Annotated in this window: 20 protein-coding genes and 1 pseudogene; 18 read left to right on the forward strand and 3 right to left on the reverse strand. The window is 70.7% G+C overall.

Going from position 1 to position 18880, the window contains the following annotated elements; all coding sequences use genetic code 11:
• Both HGBR_RS17850 and HGBR_RS21055 read left to right on the forward strand, forming a co-directional pair.
• A partial coding sequence (locus HGBR_RS17850) for a dihydrolipoamide acetyltransferase family protein (RefSeq protein WP_147522492.1) occupies positions 1-961 on the forward strand: 961 nt, incomplete at its 5' end.
• Positions 962-1110: 149 nt separating this feature from the next.
• A pseudogene (locus HGBR_RS21055) lies at positions 1111-1233 on the forward strand (transcriptional repressor); the annotation flags it as partial.
• A 184-nt stretch (positions 1234-1417) separates the two neighbouring features.
• Here the strand turns inward: HGBR_RS21055 and HGBR_RS19020 are convergent.
• A complete protein-coding gene (locus HGBR_RS19020) occupies positions 1418-2428 on the reverse strand; it encodes a hypothetical protein (protein ID WP_019159666.1) in 1011 nt (336 codons plus the stop codon).
• Between the two features lie 534 nt (positions 2429-2962).
• Between HGBR_RS19020 and rpmB the strand changes: the two genes are divergently transcribed.
• The 8 genes from rpmB to HGBR_RS17860 all read left to right on the forward strand — a co-directional run bounded on the left by rpmB (position 2963) and on the right by HGBR_RS17860 (position 9476).
• Complete coding sequence (rpmB, locus tag HGBR_RS12410) at positions 2963-3199, forward strand: 50S ribosomal protein L28 (RefSeq protein WP_026077570.1); 237 nt, start codon at positions 2963-2965, stop codon at positions 3197-3199.
• Positions 3199-3366: a 50S ribosomal protein L33 gene (rpmG, locus tag HGBR_RS12415; protein WP_019159668.1), complete on the forward strand. Its 168-nt coding sequence runs from the start codon at positions 3199-3201 to the stop codon at positions 3364-3366. Before rpmB ends, rpmG begins: the two co-directional genes overlap by 1 nt.
• A 6-nt stretch (positions 3367-3372) precedes the next feature.
• Positions 3373-3678 (forward strand): 30S ribosomal protein S14, encoded by a 306-nt coding sequence (gene rpsN / locus HGBR_RS12420; protein ID WP_019159669.1) that lies wholly within the window; start codon positions 3373-3375, stop codon positions 3676-3678.
• Between the two features lie 119 nt (positions 3679-3797).
• Positions 3798-4082 (forward strand): HU family DNA-binding protein, encoded by a 285-nt coding sequence (locus HGBR_RS12425; RefSeq protein ID WP_019159670.1) that lies wholly within the window; start codon positions 3798-3800, stop codon positions 4080-4082.
• A gap of 194 nt (positions 4083-4276) precedes the next feature.
• The gene (locus HGBR_RS12430; protein WP_019159671.1) at positions 4277-4765 is read left to right on the forward strand and encodes an SRPBCC family protein; all 489 of its coding nucleotides are present in this window, start codon (positions 4277-4279) and stop codon (positions 4763-4765) included.
• Positions 4766-4876: 111 nt separating this feature from the next.
• Positions 4877-5728: a nitrilase-related carbon-nitrogen hydrolase gene (locus tag HGBR_RS12435; RefSeq protein ID WP_019159672.1), complete on the forward strand. Its 852-nt coding sequence runs from the start codon at positions 4877-4879 to the stop codon at positions 5726-5728.
• Positions 5729-5736: 8 nt separating this feature from the next.
• The gene (locus tag HGBR_RS12440) at positions 5737-7815 is read left to right on the forward strand and encodes a bifunctional copper resistance protein CopD/cytochrome c oxidase assembly protein (protein WP_147522480.1); all 2079 of its coding nucleotides are present in this window, start codon (positions 5737-5739) and stop codon (positions 7813-7815) included.
• A 269-nt stretch (positions 7816-8084) separates the two neighbouring features.
• A complete protein-coding gene (locus tag HGBR_RS17860; RefSeq protein WP_019159674.1) occupies positions 8085-9476 on the forward strand; it encodes an MFS transporter in 1392 nt (463 codons plus the stop codon).
• Positions 9477-9573: 97 nt separating this feature from the next.
• Here HGBR_RS17860 and HGBR_RS19025 read toward each other — a convergent pair whose 3' ends face one another.
• Entirely contained in the window at positions 9574-10101 is a 528-nt protein-coding gene (locus HGBR_RS19025) for an OsmC family protein (protein ID WP_019159675.1), read from the reverse strand.
• Between the two features lie 178 nt (positions 10102-10279).
• Between HGBR_RS19025 and HGBR_RS17870 the strand changes: the two genes are divergently transcribed.
• From HGBR_RS17870 to HGBR_RS12485, 7 genes are all read left to right on the forward strand, one after another.
• Positions 10280-11059 carry a methionine ABC transporter ATP-binding protein gene (locus tag HGBR_RS17870; RefSeq protein ID WP_019159676.1) on the forward strand — a complete coding sequence of 260 codons (780 nt, stop codon included), beginning with the start codon at positions 10280-10282 and terminating at the stop codon, positions 11057-11059.
• Positions 11056-11727 carry a methionine ABC transporter permease gene (locus HGBR_RS12460; protein WP_019159677.1) on the forward strand — a complete coding sequence of 224 codons (672 nt, stop codon included), beginning with the start codon at positions 11056-11058 and terminating at the stop codon, positions 11725-11727. Before HGBR_RS17870 ends, HGBR_RS12460 begins: the two co-directional genes overlap by 4 nt.
• A 93-nt stretch (positions 11728-11820) precedes the next feature.
• Positions 11821-12612 carry a MetQ/NlpA family ABC transporter substrate-binding protein gene (locus HGBR_RS12465; protein WP_019159678.1) on the forward strand — a complete coding sequence of 264 codons (792 nt, stop codon included), beginning with the start codon at positions 11821-11823 and terminating at the stop codon, positions 12610-12612.
• A 50-nt stretch (positions 12613-12662) separates the two neighbouring features.
• The gene (locus HGBR_RS12470; RefSeq protein ID WP_019159679.1) at positions 12663-14252 is read left to right on the forward strand and encodes a class I adenylate-forming enzyme family protein; all 1590 of its coding nucleotides are present in this window, start codon (positions 12663-12665) and stop codon (positions 14250-14252) included.
• Positions 14249-15508 (forward strand): beta-ketoacyl-[acyl-carrier-protein] synthase family protein, encoded by a 1260-nt coding sequence (locus tag HGBR_RS12475; RefSeq protein ID WP_019159680.1) that lies wholly within the window; start codon positions 14249-14251, stop codon positions 15506-15508. The genes HGBR_RS12470 and HGBR_RS12475 overlap by 4 nt, the downstream gene beginning before the upstream one ends.
• Positions 15509-15560: 52 nt before the next feature.
• The gene (locus HGBR_RS12480) at positions 15561-16745 is read left to right on the forward strand and encodes an acyl-CoA dehydrogenase family protein (RefSeq protein WP_019159681.1); all 1185 of its coding nucleotides are present in this window, start codon (positions 15561-15563) and stop codon (positions 16743-16745) included.
• Positions 16746-16812: 67 nt separating this feature from the next.
• Entirely contained in the window at positions 16813-17643 is an 831-nt protein-coding gene (locus tag HGBR_RS12485) for a 3-hydroxybutyrate dehydrogenase (protein ID WP_019159682.1), read from the forward strand.
• A 33-nt stretch (positions 17644-17676) separates the two neighbouring features.
• On the opposite strand, the gene HGBR_RS12490 is transcribed toward HGBR_RS12485, so the two are convergent.
• Complete coding sequence (locus HGBR_RS12490) at positions 17677-18420, reverse strand: class I SAM-dependent methyltransferase (RefSeq protein WP_019159683.1); 744 nt, start codon at positions 18418-18420, stop codon at positions 17677-17679.
• Between the two features lie 121 nt (positions 18421-18541).
• Here HGBR_RS12490 and HGBR_RS12495 point away from each other — a divergent pair.
• The coding region (locus HGBR_RS12495; protein WP_019159684.1) for a hypothetical protein at positions 18542-18880 on the forward strand (339 nt) is incomplete at its 3' end.

Below are 18880 nucleotides of genomic sequence, written 5' to 3' on the forward strand. Positions count from 1 at the left end.
GAACGCTGCGGCCTCCGCGAACGGCGCCGCGAGCGCTGCACCTGCGGCTGCTCCCGCAGCCGCGCCGGGTGCAGGCGCCGGGCGCCCCCTGGCCAAGCCGCCGGTGCGGAAGCTCGCGAAGGACCAGGGCATCGACCTGGCCGCGGTGCGGGCCACCGGCGCGAACGGCGAGGTGACCCGAGCGGACCTGCAGGCGCACGCGGACGGGACCGCGGCCTCAGCGGCGGCCGCCCCGCAGGGCAGCGGCAGCCCCGCGGCAGCGGATGCGTCGCGGGAGGAGCAGGTGCCGCTCAAGGGCGTCAAGAAGGCGATGGCGAACGCGATGGTGGCGTCCGCCTTCACCTCCCCGCACGTGACCGTGGGCGTCGAGGTCGACGTGACCCGGATGATGGAGCTGGTGCGCCGGCTCAAGGCCGAGCGCGCCCTGGGCGAGGACGTCCGCGTGTCGCCGCTGCTCATCATCGCGAAGGCCGTGACGCGGGCCGCGCTGCGGCACCCGGGGATGAACGCGCGCCTGGACGACGAGGTCATCACGTACCGGAACTACGTGAACCTGGGCATCGCGGCGGCGACGGACCGGGGTCTCATCGTGCCCAACATCAAGGACGCGGATCGGATGGGTCTGCAGGAGCTGGGTGCGGCGATCGGCGAGCTGGTCTCCGTCGCCCGGTCCGGCCGCACCGGTCCGGCGGCGCAGTCCGGCGGGACGATCACGATCACGAACGTGGGCGTGTTCGGCGTCGACTGGGGCACGCCCATCATCAACCCGGGCGAGTCCGCGATCGTCGCGGCCGGTCAGGTGCAGAAGAAGCCGTGGGTCTCGAACGACGAGCTGGTGATCCGCGAGGTCATGACGCTCACCGTGTCCGCCGACCACCGCGTGGTCGACGGCGAGGTCATGTCCCGCTTCCTGCGCGACGTCGCGGATGTGCTGGAGGATCCGATCACGCTGCTGTTCTGATCCGCTGGTGTTCTGACGCGCTGCTGACACGGGCCCCGGTGGGGAGGACCTTCGGATCCTCCCCACCGGGGCCCGGCGCGTGGTGCGGACATTCTGCCGGGACAGAGGAGGCCGCCGTGCGCAGCAGCGCAGTGCAGAACCGCACTCGGATGGAGATCTCGCTCGCGACCGTCTACCGCCACCTCACCAGCCTCCACGAGGCCGGGGCGATCCATGCGGTCTACGGCCCCGAGGGCGAGGCGCTCTACCGTCGCTGCGGGCGCACCCCGCATCATCACGTGCTGCGGGCGCATGGACGAGATCGAGGCGAGCGCCGAGCACCACAGCCTGGCTCGCGCCGCGCGCGACCGGTCGTTCCACGACATCCGTATCACGATCGAGCTGGACGGCGTCTGCGGCGCCTGCTCCTGACGCTGGTCGTGGGACTGCGCCTGACATCGGTCGTTGCGACCGTCGTCAGTCGTTGAGGAGTGTCGTGCCGTCCGGGCCCTCTGAGGTCGACAGCTTCTTCGCGAAGCAGTTGTCGCGGTCGAGGCCCAGGTCGCGGCATGTCTCCAGGGCCTCTTCGGGAGTGTCATAGGGCTCTGCGAGGACGGTGACCCAGAAGTCGCTCAGGCGGAAGCTGGTCCAGTCGCCGCTCCACAGGAGGATGGCCTCCGGGTGGCGCCGCTGGTTCTCTGTGTACTCCGCGAGGATGTCCTCCTCCGCCCACGTCTTGCCGTCGGCCTCCAGGCCCGGCTTCTTCGCGCTCAGCTGCACGACCCACTGCTCCGCCAGCCGATCCTGGGCGATCCGCGTGCCCTCGTCGACCTCGGCGGTCAGCTGCTCGCCGGCAGTGGCCTCGGACGCGGTGTCGGGTGATGCCTCGCCGGCGCCGGCGGAGGGCGCGGACGAGCGCGCATCGGTCGCCTGCATGCCGCGGTCCGGTCCCAGGAACACCGCGCCCAGGACGATCGTCACGGCGACGACGACCGCCAGCACGACAACGCCGGCCAGCAGTCCGCGCAGGCGGAAGGAAACCGGAGCGCCGGGTGCGCTTGAGGAGGCGGGTGCGCCGGGCGAGCCGAATGCGACGGGAGAGCCGGGTGCGGTGGGCCCGTGCGGGGATCCGCTGTGCGCGGCGCCGCCGTGCGGGGTGCCGACCGGCGGTGCGCCCGCGTGCGGTGGGCTTCCGATACCCCCGGCTCCGTGCGGGCCGCTGGCGTGAGGTGCGTAGCTGTGCGGCGCGCTGTGGTGCGGGCCGCTGCTGTTCGGGGCACCGCCGCTGTAGGCCTCGCCGACGTGAGGAGCGGATGCGCCCGTCGCTCGGTTCTCGTCGCCGTGCCGCGCGATGTACTCGTAGTACGTGGAGCGGTCGTGCGCCGCCGAGTGCGATGGCGCGCTGGGTGCGGAGTACTCGTGCTCATCGCTGTGGGCCTTGCGGATGCGCGGGCGCGCCGGCGGAGCGGAGTGCTGGGGAGAGCTCATCGGCCGCCGTCCGTGCAGAATCCACCCTGGGATGCGGCGATCGGGCAGGACGAGCGGTGCATGCGATCACTCTGGCATGAGGCACTCGCAACGGCAACAGGAGACAGGCGCGACTTGCCCGTGCGCGCGGGCCTCGCTTAGACTTGAGGACTGTTGTGAACGCGGTGCATCGTCGCGTGTTCGCCGGCTGTCGCCAGGGGCGGGGGACCGGGAAGGCGCGGATGACGATCGCCGCACGTGCTCATTGAGCGCTGCGCACAGGCTGGGCCCTCTCTCACAGGCTTTGGCTACAGCGCTGGTGAGACATCACGCGACCCGTCCCGTGACGGGCCGCGTCCGCGCACCCACCACCGGGTGACTGCTGAATCACCGCTCGCGGTTCTTTCCGGCGCGTGTCCGCACGCGCACGAGCTGCACCCGGTGAACGATGTGCTGATGTCTGCGATGGCTGCAGGCTGCCGATGCCGGACGGTCCTGGACCGGTCCCGGGGGAGCAGCTTCACCGCCGCCGCCAACTGTGAACTGGAGGAGAACATGGCAGCGACCTGCCAGGTGACCGGGGCTGTCCCCGGTTTCGGACACAACGTGTCCCACTCGAACCGACGCACCAAGCGTCGCTTCGACCCGAACATTCAGAAGAAGCGCTACTACGTGCCGTCTCTGCGCAAGAACGTCACCCTGAACGTGTCCGCCAAGGGCATCAAGGTGATCGACGTCCGCGGGATCGATGCGGTTGTCGCCGACCTCATCTCGAAGGGAGTGAAGCTCTGATGGCAAAGACTCAGGACATTCGCCCCATCATCAAGCTGAAGTCGACGGCGGGCACCGGGTTCACCTACGTGACCCGCAAGAACCGCCGCAACAACCCGGACCGCATCGTGCTGAAGAAGTACGACCCGGTCATCCGCAAGCACGTCGACTTCCGAGAGGAGCGCTGAGCGCACATGGCCAAGAAGTCCAAGATCGCACGCGAGAAGCAGCGTCAGGTCATCGTCGAGCGCTACGCGGAGCGCCGCGCCACGCTCAAGCGTCAGCTGGTCCACCCGGACAGCACCGATGAGCAGCGCGAGGAGGCGCGTCTGGGCCTCCAGAAGCTGCCCCGCGACGCCTCCCCGGTTCGTCTGCGCAACCGCGACCAGGTGGATGGCCGTCCCCGCGGACACCTCCGCAAGTTCGGTCTGTCCCGCGTCCGGTTCCGCGACATGGCGCACAAGGGGCAGCTGCCCGGCGTGACCAAGTCCAGCTGGTGATCTGCTGAAGTCGGCGTGGCGCTTGCGCGCAGGCGCGGCAGTCGTCTGGTAGTTTCGGACCAGTCAGGAAGCCTGAACACCGCACCACGTGCACCCACGTCCTGAAGGAGGACACACCCATGGCTAAGAACCGCAGCGAACTCGTCGCAGAGGTTGCAGAGAAGTCCGGTCTGACCCAGAAGCAGGTCTCGGACGTGCTCGACGGCGTCTTCGAGTCCTTCACGGAGGCCGTCTCCGCCGGCGACAAGCTCACGATCCCGGGCTGGTTGTCCGTGGAGCGCACCGAGCGCGCCGCTCGCAAGGGCCGCAACCCGCAGACCGGTGCTGAGATCGAGATCCCGGCGGGCTACTCCGTCAAGCTTTCGGCCGGTTCGAAGCTCAAGGCTGCCGCCTCGAACAAGTGAATCGGTGCGCGTGAGCGCCTGATCCACCTCCGCCGCGACCGGTTCCCCTTCACGGGGAGCCGGTCGCGTCGTCGTTCCCGGAGGCACCGCCCGTCTTCGCACATGAACGGGGTGTCGAGCCTGTACGTGCGTATTCGCACGGTCCCGTGACACGGCCCCTTGAAGCGACCGGACTGCCGTGAGACGTTGGGGACATGGCTGATGAACAGACGCACCTGACCGTGACTCGCACGCTCGATGTCCCCGTGAAGGACGTCTTCGACGTGCTGACCCTGCCCGCCCGCCACCACGAGTTCGACGGCTCGGACACGGTGCGCGCGGCGGACGACACCGAGCGCATCACCGCTGCGGGCCAGAAGTTCGTCATGAACATGCACGCGGACGCGATGGGCGGTGACTACCGCACGCACAACTTCGTCACGGCCTACGACGAGAACAAGATGGTGGGCTGGAAGCCGGCTCCCGAGGCCGCGGACGGCTCTGCGCCCCAGGGGCCGCTGGGCTGGGAGTGGCTCTACGAGCTCACCTCGCACGGATCGGACTCGACCGAGGTCTCGCTCACCTACAGCTGGTCGGACCTGACGGACCCGGGCGTGCTCAAGCAGGTGACCTTCCCCGCGATCCCGCGGGAGGCGCTCGAGGAGTCGCTCAATCGACTCGCGGCGGCTGTCACCGCCGACTGATCCCACCGACCCGGCGTGGTTGGGGCGCGCCGCGTTCGCACGACGGACGCTCACGTCTTGCGGTCGGTCGACCGGTCGCGGCGCGCAGGGCGCCGGCGATACCCTGGACCCATGCGCATCTCCGGAATCCAGCTGGGCTATGACGACGACGAGACGCTCGAGGACCGTGTCGCACGTGTGACGGACCTGGTCCGCACGCAGCACTCCGCGGATCTCATCGTCCTGCCCGAGCTGTGGCCCTCGACCGGCTTCGGCTACCGCCGCTGGGGTGCGGCCGCACAGACTCTGGACGGCCCGGTCGTCACCGCGATGCGGGAGGCCGCCCGGACCGTGGGCGCCTACCTGCACATGGGATCCTTCATCGAGGCGGCCCCGGAGGCGCTCGAGCGCCTGGCCGGCGTCGACCACGACGTGAAGGCGCTGCCGGAGCTGGCCGACGGCGACCGCGGACTGTGGAACACTTCCGTCCTCCTCGACCCGTCAGGCGAGATCGTCGCGACCTACCGGAAGATCCACCGCTTCGGCTTCGGCAACGGTGAACCGCGTCTGCTGGAGGCCGGCGAGGACCTCGTCACCGCGGACATCGAGGTCGCGGGCCGCACAGTGACCCTGGGTCTGGCGACCTGCTACGACCTGCGCTTCCCGGAACTGTTCCGCGCGCTGCTGGACCGGGGCGCGGAGGTCTTCGTCGTCCCCGCCGCCTGGCCCGCCCCGCGCGTCGACCACTGGTCGCTCCTGGCCCGTGCCCGCGCGGCGGAGGACTTCTGCGCGATGGTCGCGGTCAACACCGCGGGCTTCCACGCGAAGACCCAGATGGGCGGTCACTCGGTCATCCTCGACGCCTCTGCGGACGTGCTGGCTCAGGCGGGCGCGGACGAGACGATCATCACCGCGGACCTCGACCTCGACGCGATCCACGAGCGTCGCACCGCGTTCCCGGCGCTGGGCGACCGCCGCCTGTGACCCACACGATGAGCGGCGTCGAGCCGCAGGTGCGCCTCGCCGCGCTGCCCCTCTACATCCTGGTGGGCGCGATCGTCGGCTCGATCGGCCTCGTCCTCACCGGCGCCGCCGCCCCCACCGTGCTGGCCGATTCCGGCCCGCTGGGGCGCTGGGGCCTGCCGGCGGCCGAGTTCGTCTTCAACTCCGCGATGGCGATGACGCTGGGCGCCCTCCTGCTGGCCGTCGTCGTCGTGCCGCGCACGGCGGGACGGAAGTCCACGCGCATCGACGGCGACTGGGAGCGCCTGCTGGGCATCGCCCAGGGCGCGTCCGCGGTGTGGACGCTCAGCTCCGTCGCCGTCCTCATCCTCACGTACATCGACACCGCCGGCGCCCAGGCGTTCCAGGGCGACTTCTCCGCCCAGCTGTGGACGTTCGTCACGGAGCTGGACCTGGGACGGGTGTGGCTCGCCATAGTCTGCCTCGTCGCGATCGGCTCCACCCTGGTGTTCGGCCTCCGGTCCTACGCGGGAGTCGCGGCCTCCCTCGTCGTGTCCGCGCTCCCGATCCTCTTCCTGTCGATCCTGGGTCACTCGGCGGATGCGGAGGGCCACGTCGAGGCCGTCGGCAGCCTCTCGATCCACCTGGCGGGCGTCGTCATCTGGGTGGGCGGACTGCTCTGCCTCGCCCTCCTGGCGCCGGGACTGGCGCGACGATCGGACCTGGGCACGATCGTGGCGCGATACTCGACGATCGCACTCATCGCGTACGGGCTCGTCATGTACTCGGGCCTCACGAACGCGCTGCTGCGCGTGGGCAGTCTGGCCGACTGGACCACGCAGTACGGGCTCGTCCTCGTCGCGAAGCTCATCATCACGATCCTCCTGGGATTCGTGGGCTGGTCGCACCGCCGGCGGGTCATCGCACGGATGCCCGGTGCCCCGGCGGAGGCCGGGGTCGCACAGGCGACGGGGTCGACCGCGGCGACCGGGGCCTCGGGAGCGGTGCGCGCAGCGCATCTGTTCTGGCGACTGGTGCTGGGGGAGATCACCCTGTTCGCGTCCGCGACCGCGCTGGGAGTCGTGCTGTCGCGGACGGCGCCGCCCGTGCCGGACGAGCCGCCCAGCCGGCCCACCGCGGCCCAGCTGCTGACCGGCGAGGCGCTGCCGCCCCCGCCGTCGTGGGGCACCTTCTTCACCGAATGGCGACTGGACCCGGTGTGGGTGTCGATCACCGTGGGCTTCGCGATCTTCTACCTGCTGGCCGTCCGCCGCCTGCGTCAGCGCGGCGACACGTGGCCGGTGCACCGGACCATCTGCTGGCTGGTGGGGCTCGCGGCCCTCTTCTACGTCACGAGCGGCGGAGCGGCCATCTACGGGAAGATCCTCTTCTCCTCGCACATGATCCAGCACATGGTGCTCGTCATGATCGTGCCCATCCCACTGGTGCTGGGCGCTCCCATCACCCTGCTCATGCGCGCGATCCCGGCCCGGCGCGACGGGTCCCGCGGCGTGCGCGAATGGGTGCTCACGATCGTGCACTCGCGGTACGCGTCGTTCTGGTCGCATCCGATCGTCGCGGCGATCAACTTCGCCGGCTCGCTCATCGTCTTCTACTACTCAGGCATCATGTACGCGGCGATGGACACCCACATCGGCCACCAGCTCATGATCCTGCACTTCCTGCTGGCCGGGTACTTCTTCGCGCAGTCGATCATGGGCGTCGACCCGGGGGTCAAGCGCTACCCGTACCCCGTGCGACTGCTGGTGCTGCTGGCGACCATGGCGTTCCACGCGTTCTTCGGCATCTCGATCATGTCCTCGACCTCGCTCATCGCCGGCGACTGGTTCGGCAACATGGGCCACGGCTGGGTGCCCGCCCTGGAGGACCAGGTGACCGGAGGCGAGATCGCGTGGGGGATCGGCGAGATCCCCACGCTGGCGCTGGCGATCCTCATGGCCGCCGAGTGGTACCGGTCCTCGTCCCGGGAGGCGACCCGGTCCGACCGCGCGGAGGACCGGACCGGCGACGCGGAGCTCGCCGCATACAACACGATGCTCGCCGGGCTGGCCGCCCGGGACGAGCAGGACGAGCGGCGCGGGGGCTGACGACGGGAGTCCGGGCACTGTGCCCCGGTGACTGCGGGAACGCGACCCCGCACACTGCCTGTGCGAGATCGCAGGGTCACGGATGGGCCACAGCGGTGCGTATGACTTGCACCACAGTGCGGGTGCCCGCATGCTGGGGGACGCACATGCGCCGTGGGCAGGGACGCCTGCGAGCGCACTGAAACCGGAGTCCGGTGCACGGGGTCCCGTGGGCGCAGTCGCTCGCGGCGGACGCCCTGCGACGGGCTCCCAGTCCATCAGGAGTCACCATGTCCAGCACCTCGGGTGCGGTGCCGACGGATCAGCCGTCGCAGAAATCGCAGCTGCAGAAGGTCGTCGCTGCGTCGATGGCGGGGACGGTCGTCGAGTGGTACGAGTTCTTCCTCTACGCCTCCGCCGCGACGCTCGTCTTCAACCACATCCTCTTCCCGCCGTCTGACAACCCGTTCGACGCCGTCATCGCGGCCTTCGGCACCTATGCGGTGGGCTTCATCGCCCGCCCCGTGGGCGGCATCGTCTTCGGCCACTTCGGTGACAAGTACGGTCGCAAGGCCCTGCTGCAGTTCTCGATCGTCCTCGTGGGCGTGTCGACGTTCCTCATGGGCTGCCTGCCCACGTTCGACCAGATCGGCTACGCGGCGCCCATCATCCTCGTGGTCCTGCGCTTCGTCCAGGGCTTCGCGGTGGGCGGCGAGTGGGGCGGCGCCGTCCTGCTGGTGGCCGAGCACTCGCCCAAGGAGTCCCGTGGGTTCTGGGCGTCCTGGCCGCAGTCCGGCGTTCCGCTGGGCAACCTGCTGGCGACGGCGGTCCTCTTCATCCTGACCGCCACCCTGACGGACGAGATGTTCCTCAGCTGGGGCTGGAGGGTCGCGTTCTGGCTGTCCGCCGTCATCGTCATCATCGGCTGGTACATCCGCACCCGCGTGTCCGACGCCCCCATCTTCCAGGAGGCGCAGGAGGAGGTCGTCGAGGAGGACGCCGGCTACGGCGTCGCCGAGGTGTTCAAGCGGTACCCGCGCGGCGTGTTCTGCGCGATGGGACTGCGCCTGGTGGAGAACATCCACTACTACCTGGTCGTCACCTTCACGATCACGTACCTGTCGCTGCAGGTGGGCATCGAGAGCTCGGAGATCCTGGGCCTGCTGCTGGGCGCGCACGCGATCCACGCGATCATGGTGCCGTTCATCGGGAAGCTCACGGACATCATCGGACGCAAGCCGCCGTACCTCATCGGCATCCTGCTGACGGCGACGTGGGGCTTCTTCGCCTTCCCGCTGTACGACACGGGCAACGCGTTCATGATCTTCATCGGCATCCTGGCGGGGCTCGTGTTCCACGGCCTCATGTACGCCCCGCAGCCGGCGATCATGTCGGAGATGTTCCCCACCCGCATGCGGTACTCGGGCGTGTCCGTGGGCTACCAGGTCACCGCGATCGTGGCGGGCTCGTTCGCGCCGATCATCGCGACGTTCCTGCTGCGGAACACGGGATCGTCCATCCCGATCGCGATCTACCTGGCGGTGGCCGCCGCGATCTCGCTGGTCGCGCTGCTGTTCACGAAGGAGACGCGCGGGGTCGACCTCATGGACGTCGACCGCATGGACTCCGAGTCCCGTGCCGCCCGCCGTCTGGGCAAGCTGGACGACGTGCCCGGGGCGTGAGCGTCGCTCGCACTGCCGAGCACTGAGCGAGGGCCGGACCGCATCGTGCGGTCCGGCCCTTGCCGCGTCCGGGGCGGCGGATCACCGCCCCTGGGGCTCAGTCGTCCTCCCACGGCTCGGCGACGATCGCGGCATGGCCGCGGCCGGTCAGCAGCTTCGAGACGGGGCAGCGCCCGTGCGCCTGCTGTGCGAGCGTCTCCGCCTGCTCCGGCGTGGTGCCGGAGAACGAGACGAAGACGGTGGGCTCGAAGGCGAACCCGGGGCCGGTCGGGTCCTCCACGAGGTCGACCTCGACGCGCACCGTCACGTCACGGCCGGGTGCGACGATGCGCGCGCTGCCGGACAGGCAGGTCGCCCACGCGAGCGCCAGGAGCTCCTCGGGATCCGTGGCGGCGGAGGTGCCCGAGGCCGGGGTCCCGGTGACCTCGCCGGCTCCGGTCGCTGCGGTGGCAGCGCTGGTCTGGGCGGCCTCGGCGGTGGGTCGTGGTGCCAGCGGCGAGCGGACCGCGACGCGCAGGCCTCCGTCGGTCCGACTCTCGCCGTCCGGGCCCGTGCGGTTGTGGGCCGTCGCGGTGTAGAGGACGCGGTCGTCCTCGGTCGCCCGGGTCGTCGTGTCGCGCGTCATGGTGGCCTCCCGGGGCGTTCGAGGTGTGTTCTACGCAATGCTCTCACCACGGCTCTGAGGGTGGAAACGCACTACGATAAGGGAGCACTGACCTGCGGCGGACAGGTGCGGCAGAGCCCCTCATCCGCCGTCGCACGCCGACATCCGGAGAACGATCGCCATCACCGACCAGTCCGCCGTGGCCGACAGCCCCGCCGCTGTCGACCCGTCCGCCGCCGTCCGTCTCACGGGCGTCTCGAAGCGGTACGGCGCGGTCGTGGCGCTCGATGATGTGACCCTCGAGATCCCGCGCGGCGAGATCTTCGGGGTGCTGGGCGAGAGCGGAGCGGGGAAGTCGACGCTGCTGGAGCTCATGGGCTGCCTCGACCACCCCACGGAGGGGACAGTCGTCGTCGACGGCGTGGACCCCGCGGGACTGCGCGGGCGTGCGCTCAACCGGCTCCGCCACCGGATCGGCACCGTGTTCCAGGGCTTCAACCTCCTGAGCAACAAGACGGTTCGGGGCAACATCGAACTGCCGCTGGAGATCCAGAAGCGCCGCGATCCGGAGTTCGTGTCCTCGCTGCTGAGCTTCGTGGGGCTGGAGCACAAGGCGGAGTCCTTCCCCGCCCAGCTGTCCGGCGGTGAGCGGCAGCGCGTCGCGATCGCCCGTGCGCTGGCCACCCGTCCCGCCGTCCTCCTGTGCGACGAGCCCACCTCCGCCCTGGACACCCGCACGACCGCGGACATCCTGCGACTGCTGGAGCGGGCGCGCGACGAGTTCGGCGCCACGATCGTCATCGTCACCCACGAGCTGGACGTCGTGAAGGCGATCTGCCGGCGGGCCGCGGTGTTCGAGCGCGGACGGCTGCGCGAGGTCCTCGACGTGACCGCCGGCATCGACGCGTTCGAGGGGTCGTACCTGGACCACGCGCGCCGGACGCTGCAGGGGGATGAGCGACGGGACGAGGCCTCGTGACCGTCATCCGCGACGTCTTCGTCGACCACGGGGACAAGATCGCCGAGGCCCTGCTGGAGACCGGCTGGATGGTCGCCGCCGCGATCCTCGCCGCCGTCCTCGTGGGACTGCCGCTGGGCACCCTCATCTACCTCACGCGCGCGGGCGGCCCCCTGCAGAACCGGGTCGTGTGGGGGCTGGCGGACCTGTACGTCACGATCGTCCGATCGTTCCCGTTCCTCCTCTTCGTCGTCTTCATGATCCCGGTGACGCGCCTGGTGTTCGGCACGACGTTCGGCACGACGGCGGCGTCGTTCCCCCTGGCGTTCGTCGCGGTCGCGATCTACGCGCGGCTCGTCGAGCAGATCCTGCTGGAGATCCCGCCCGGTATCCTCACCTCCGCCCGCTCGATGGGCGCGAACGTGTGGCAGACCGTCACGAAGTTCCTCTACGTCGAGGCGCGCTCCGGTCTGGTCTACGCGCTCACCTCCGCGACCATCAGCTTCATCTCGTACTCGACCGTGCTGGGCGTCGTGGGCGGCGGCGGTGTGGGCGACTTCGCGCTGCGCTACGGCTACCAGGAGTACGAGTTCGCCCTCATGTACGTGACGATCGTCCTCATCATCGCCTGCGTCCTGGTCCTCCAGACCGCCGGCCACCTCGTCTCCCGTGCGCTGGACCGGCGCTGATGTCGGACGCGATCTGAGGTGGAGACGACCCCGCACACTCACCCCGCTGCGCGCGGACGCACCCGCGCGCCATCCCGCACGAAGGAGCACCGCATGAACCGCCGCACCACCCTCCCCGTCGCCGCGCTGGCCGTCGCGACCCTCGTCCTCTCCGGCTGCGGCGGCGACGCCGGATCCGGTGGCGAGACGCTGCAGGTGGCGGCCGCCACCCCGCCCATGACCGACATCGTCGAGGCCGCCTCCGAAGCGATCGAGGGCTACGAGATCGAGATGGTCGAGGTCGCGGACTACGTGCAGCCCAACACGATGCTGGAAGCCGGCGAGATCGACGCGAACTTCGTCCAGCACGTGCCCTTCATGGAGCAGTTCAACGAGGGCAACGACGCCTCGCTGGTGGGCGTGCAGCCCGTCTACCTCACGGCGGTCGCGTTCTACTCGAAGACGCTCGACTCGATCGACGAGCTGCCCGACGGCGGTCACGTCACCCTGCCCGCGGACGCCGCCAACCTGGGCCGCGCGCTGCAGATGCTGGCGGAGGCAGACATCCTCACCCTCGATCCGGAGGCGGAGAAGTTCCACGCGACCCTGGACGACGTGACGGACAACCCGCGCGACCTCGAGTTCGTCCAGGTCGAGCTGCTGCAGGCGAACGCCGCGTACGAGGAGTCGGACGCCGTCTTCAACCTGCCCGCCTTCGCGAACCAGATCGACCTGAGCCCCTTCGAGGACGGACTCACGATGGAGGAGGACCCGCAGTTCGCGGTCACCCTCGTGACCCGCGAGGAGGATCAGGAGTCGCCGGAGACCCAGGCGCTCATCGAGGCGTTCACCAGCCAGCAGGTGCTGGACGTGCTGGAAGAATTCGAGTCGACCCCGGCGTTCTGACCGGTGAACCCCGGGGCTGACCCGCAGTCCCGAACGAGGAGGTCCCGCTCATGCCGATGACGCAGACGGTGCTCGACACCGCGGTGCAGCACCCGGATCGCCCCGCGATCGTGGGGGAGGACGGGGCGCTCACCTACGGTGAACTCGTCGAGGACTCCGCACGGGTCTTCGCCGCGGTGCAGGCACTCCACGCGGGGCAGGAGACCCCGCCCGCCCCGGCCCCGGAGACCCGCGGCATCCCGATCACCGCGATGAGCGTGGAATCCGCGTTCCAGACCGCGCGCGTCCTGGTGGGCCTGTCCGGCTTCCGGGCGGTGTCCGCGACGATCGATCCGCGCTGGCCGCTGGAGCACCGCGTCGACGTCGTCCTCCACACGGGCATCGGCCTCGTCATCACGGATGAGGAGGATCTGGCCCCCGCCCTGCGCGCGCGGGGCTGGACCGGCACGGTCGTGGGCCTGGCGGACTTCCTGGCACGCGTGGAGGACGCGGGCGCACAGGAGGACACCGGACCCCCTGCGGCCGAGGCCCGGGTCGCCGTGACTGCCGGTGGCACCCGGCCGGCCCTCGAGCAGCCCACGGTGCGCGACGGTGACGAGGCGTTCCTCCTGCTCTTCTCGTCCGGGACGACCAGCAACCCCAAGGGGTTCCTCAAGACCCGGCGGCAGTACCGGGCGAACGCGGCGATCTCGACCGCCCACCTGGAACCGTTCCCCGGTGTCGCGACCCTGGCGCCGGGACCCGTGTCCTACAGCCTCACCCTCTACGCGGTCGTCGAGTGCATGGTGAGCGGCGGCAGTGCGCACGTCGCGGACTCCTTCGACCCGTGGACGATCGGGCGGCGGATCGAGGAAGAGCGGATCACGCGGATCGTCGCGGTCCCCGCGGTCGTGCGGACCCTCACGGACGCCGCACGGCGGGACCCCCAGCGCTTCCGCGGCCTCGAGCTGGTTGTCACGGGCGGGGCGAACCTGCCGGCCTCCATCCGCGACGGTCTGGCGGAGCTCCTGCCCCACGTGCGGCTCATCAGCTATTACGGGGCGGCGGAGATCGGCTTCATCGGTGACAGCCGGGTCGGTGACGGGACGCTCATCAGCATCTACGACGGTGTCGACGCGTCCATCCGCGATGAGACGGGCACTGACGTGCCCGACGGGGAGCTGGGCACGCTGTGGATCCTCGCGGAGGCGTGTTCCGATGGGTACCTGGCAGGGACGACCGACGAGGTGCTCGTGGGTCCCGACGGCTGGGCGACCGTCCACGACCAGGGGCGCCTGGTCGTGGACGGTCGCCTGGAGCTCGTGGGCCGCGCCGGCGACATCGCGATCACCGGCGGGCACAAAGTGGCGCTCACGGAGGTCGAGCGCGCCTTCGACGGCGTGCCCGGACTGGGTGCGGTCTGCGCCGTCGCGCTGCCGGACCCGGCGCTGGGCAGCGTCGTCGCCCTCGTCGTCGAGGACGGGGAGGACTCTCCCCCGACCAAGGAGTCCCTGCGCGCGCACGCCTCCGCACACCTGGCCCCGCAGTTCGTGCCCCGGCGCTGGTACCGGGTGTCCGGCCTGCCGCGTACGGTGGGTGGCAAGATCCGTCGCGAGTCGACGGCGGACATCGTCCGGGCAGGGGAGGCGCAGAGGCTGTGATCAACGCCGTCGTGACGGGGATGGGTGCGATCACGCCCAGTGGGAACTCCGCGGACACCCTCTGGGAATCGGTGCGCGACGGCCGCAGCGCGATCGACGTGCTCGCCGGTGAGGAGTTCGCCTCCCTGCCGGTGCGGATCGGCGGCCAGGTGCGGGACTTCGACCCCCTGGCGCACTTGCCCCGCGCGCTCGCCCGCAGGCTCAGCCCGGTCCAGCACTGGGCGATCGCCGCGGCGGATGAGGCGCTGGCCCAGGCGGTGGCGCACGGCCGACTTCCCTGGGACCCCACGCGGGTGGCCGTCCTCTCCGCCACCGGCTCCGGACCCATCGACGCGATGCAGGCGGCGACGCGCGCGTACGACGAGGACGGTGCGCGCGGTGTGCCGCTCACGCTCTCGATCCACGGTGCCGCGGACGGGGCCGGCGCGGTCCTGAGCCAGCGCCACGGCATCCGCGGAACGGCGCACGCGGTGAGTGCGACGTGCGCCTCCGGCGGGATCGCGCTGGGTGAGGGGATGCGCCTCATCCGCCACGGCTACGCGGACGCGGTCCTCGTCGTGGGTATGGAGGACTGCCTGGGGCCCGTCAACCTGTCCTCGAACGCGAACCTGCGTGCCCTCGCCGCGGGCTTCGAGGACGATCCGACCGCCGCGAGTCGCCCCTTCGACCGTGCGCGCACCGGTTTCGTCATGTCTGCCGGTGCCGCCGCGATCGTCCTCGAGTCAGAGGACATCGCCCGCGAGCGCGGCGCCACCGCACTCGCTCGGCTCGTGGGCTTCGGCGCCTCGAGCGACGCCCACCACCCCACCGCCCCGCACCCGGCCGGTCGCGGCGCGGCCCAGGCCGTCCGCGCCTGCCTCGCGGATGCGGGCGTCGACGTCCACGATCCGGCACGGGCCGCCCAGGCCGTGGGCCACGTGAACGCCCACGGCACTGGGACCCCGGCCGGGGACGCCGCGGAGGCGGCGGCTCTGACGGAGGTGCTGGGGCCTCGGGCGGGGGGTGTGCCGGTGACGGCGACGAAGTCGTCGACCGGACACCTGCTGGGTGCCGCCGGTGTCGTCGAGGCGGTCCTGGCCGTGCGGACGCTCACCGACGGCGTCCTGCCGCCCACCCTGAATCTGGACGATCCGGAGTTCGCGGATCTCGACGTCGTGGGGCCGCAGGCGCGCCCGCAGGCGGTGGAGACGGTTCTGTCGACGTCCTTCGGGTTCGGCGGGCACAACGCCGCGCTGCTGTTGGAACGCAGCACGTGACTTCCGGCCCCACCGTCCAGACCGCAGACACCCGCACCCATCAGGAGGCACGATGACCGACCCGACCGTCGACCGCGAGGCGCGGCACGCGCAGCTCGCCCAGCGATTCCTGCCCGACGACCTGCTGGAGACGCTCCGGGAGCGGGCCGCCCAGCACGATGCGGAGAACTCGTTCGCCCACGACGACCTGGCGGACCTGCAGGAGCGCGGCTATCTCGCGCTCTTCGTGCCGGAGGAGATGGGCGGCGCGGGTCTCACCCTCCACGAGGTGACCCGCCTCCAGCAGCGGCTGGCCGGTGCGGCGCCGGGCACAGCGCTGGCGATCAACATGCATCTCATGACGACGGGCGTCGTGCACGCGATGCGGGCGCGCGGAGATCACTCGCTCGACTGGGTCCTCGAGGAGGCCGCCGCCGGAGAGGTCTTCGCGTTCGGCATCAGCGAGCCCGCCAACGACTGGGTGCTGCAGGGGTCGGACACGAAGGCCGTCCCGCAGTCCGACGGCGGCTACCGGCTGAGCGGCGTCAAGATCTTCACGTCGCTGTCGCCGGTGTGGTCGCGGCTCATCGTGCACGGACTCGACGAATCGGACCCGGAGGATCCCCGCCTGGTCTACGGATTCGTCGAGCGGACCGCGGACGGGATCACCGTCTCCGACGACTGGGACGTCCTGGGCATGCGCGCCTCGCACAGCCGCGCGACGATCCTTGAGGACGTGCGGATGGAGCCGCACCGGGTGGCGCGGGCGATCGACCCGGGCCCGGTGCCGGACCTCCTCACCTTCGCGATCACCAGCAACTTCCAGCTGCTGGTCGCCGCCGTGTACGCGGGCGTCGCACGCCGCGCGCTCGAGGCCGGGGCCCAGGCCCTGCGGCAGCGCCGGTCCGCGAAGAAGGGCGTGTCGATGGCGGAGGTGCCGGAGTCGCGGGTGCGGCTGGCGGACGCCCATCTGGACCTCGTGCCGGTGCTGGGACACCTCGATGCGTGCGCGCGCGACTTCGACGAGGTCGTGGACCACGGCGCGGGCTGGCCCCAGCGGCTCGTGGCCGCGCGGATCCACGCCGCCCGGGCCGCACGCGCGTGCGCCGAGGCCGCCCTCCTGTCCTCCGGCGGCCGCGGATTCAACAACGACCACGAGCTCTCCCGCCTGCTGCGCGATGCGACCGCCGGCCTGTTCCACCCGCCCAGCGAGGACGCGGCCCGTCCGATGTACGCGGCGGCCCTGCTGGACTCGTGAGGCCGTTGCAGGACGTCTGAGGGCTGCGGGCGCACGCCGGACGAGTAATGTGACGCCCATGACTGCAATGCTTGTGAACCGCCGCACACTCGTGACCGGTGGAGCCTCCGGACTGGGACGCGCCATCGCGCTCGCCTTCGCCCGCGAGGGCGCCCACGTCGTCATCGCTGACCGGGACGGCGACGGTGCCCGTGCCGTCGCCCGGGAGATCGCCGAGGCCGCCCAGACTGCCGCTGCCGGGTCCGATTCCGCTGCCGATTCCGGAGCCGCGGGTGCCGGATCTGCTGGTTCCGCAGAGGTCTGGGAGGTCGACCTCGCGGACACGACGGCGCTCGAGGAGCGGTTCGCCGCCCAGCCGCTGGACGTCGACATCCTCGTGAACAACGCGGGAATCCAGCGGATCCACCCGGTCGAGGAGTTCCCGCTGGAGGAGTGGCGGTTCATCCAGACCCTCATGCTCGAGTCGCCGTTCGTGCTGACGAAGGCGGCGCTGCCGGCGATGTACGCGCGCGGCTGGGGGCGCATCATCAACCTGTCCTCGATCCACGGACTGCGCGCGTCCGTGCACAAGTCCGCGTACGTCGCGGCGAAGCACGGACTCATGGGTCTCACGAAGACGACGGCGCTGGAGGGCGGTCCCCGGGGCGTCACCTGCAACGCGATCAACCCCGGCTACGTCATGACCCCGCTGGTGGAGTCGCAGGTCGCGGAGCTGTCGCAGACCCGCGGGATCAGCGAGGACGCGGTGCTCGACGAGGTCTTCCTGGGCCACTCCGCCGTCCCCGGCCTGCCCGACCCCGAGGACGTGGCCGCCATCGCGGTCCTGCTCGCCTCCGAGGCCGGCCGGGCGATCAACGGCGCCGCCCACTCGATCGACGGCGGCTGGTCGGCCGCCTGATCAGGGAGGGCGACCCTTCATCGGTCAGTCACGTCATGGCTTCGTGGCATAGACGCGGAAGCGGCGCTGGGTCACTCTGATCGGGTTCTCCGCATCGAGCGCGGTCAGCTGCTCAGCATGCTCGTCGACGGAGAAGCTCGGCGCGTCCCACGGGACCAGGGCAAGGTACGTGACGAGGGCCGTCACGTCCGCGAACTCTATCGTTCCGCTCCAGTCGTCCACGACATCGATGCGCAGTCCCGCGACCTCGGCGTCCTCGGCGTAGCGAGTTGAGGTGACGTCCGGGTACTCGAAGGGCGAGCCGAACCACGCGTGGATCTCCGGGGCGTCACCGCCGTCGACCTGCTGCGTCAGCAATCGCCCGCCCGGTGCCAGTACGCGTGCGACTTCAGCAACATCGATCCCCTCGTGACGTGAGATCACCAGATCGAGGCTGGCGTCGTCGAACGGCATCCGCTCACGCGCTTCCGCGTCATACCGGACGACATCGACGCCCCACGGGGCCAGAGTCTCCCTCGCCACGGCGACATTGGGCTCCCAACCCTCGGTCGCGACGACCGTCGTTCCGGTCAGATCCATCTCCGCCAGGAAGGAGTACAGGCGTTCTCCGCCACCCGTTCCCAGGTCTGCGGTGGCTCGGGCGCTGGCGAGGGCAGCCCGGCAGTCGGCGTCGAAGTCCCACCAGGGGTCATCGGCCCGCAGGCGACCGTCCAGCACTGAGAAGTCCCACCCGACCATCGTCGTCTGCTCGTGTGCACGGCGCCATTCGTCGGTCATGAGGTCACACTACGTCCCCGCGGGGGCGTTCGTGGGTGCCCTCGCGATTCACCCAGCCTGCCTGAGCAGACCCCTCCGATGTCAGGCGTCCCCGCGGGACCTGCGCTGATAGCGTTGATCCATGACGACGCCCTCCTCCCCGGCGGGTGACCGCGCGGGGTCCGTTCAGCCCGACGTGCGCGTGCGCGGTGCCCGCGAGCACAACCTCAAGGACATCGACCTGACGGTACCGCGCGATGCCCTGGTGGTCTTCACCGGCGTCTCGGGCTCCGGAAAGTCCTCGCTGGCGTTCGGCACCCTGTACGCGGAGTCCCAGCGGCGCTACCTGGAATCCGTCGCGCCGTATGCGCGGCGCCTCATCGATCAGGCGGGCGTCCCCGACGTCGATTCGATCACCGGCATGCCGCCGGCGGTGGCCCTGCAGCAGCAGCGGGGCGGTCGCAGCGCCCGGTCGACGGTC

The organism is Brevibacterium senegalense (assembly GCF_000285835.1).
Taxonomy (GTDB): Bacteria; Actinomycetota; Actinomycetes; order Actinomycetales; family Brevibacteriaceae; genus Brevibacterium; species Brevibacterium senegalense.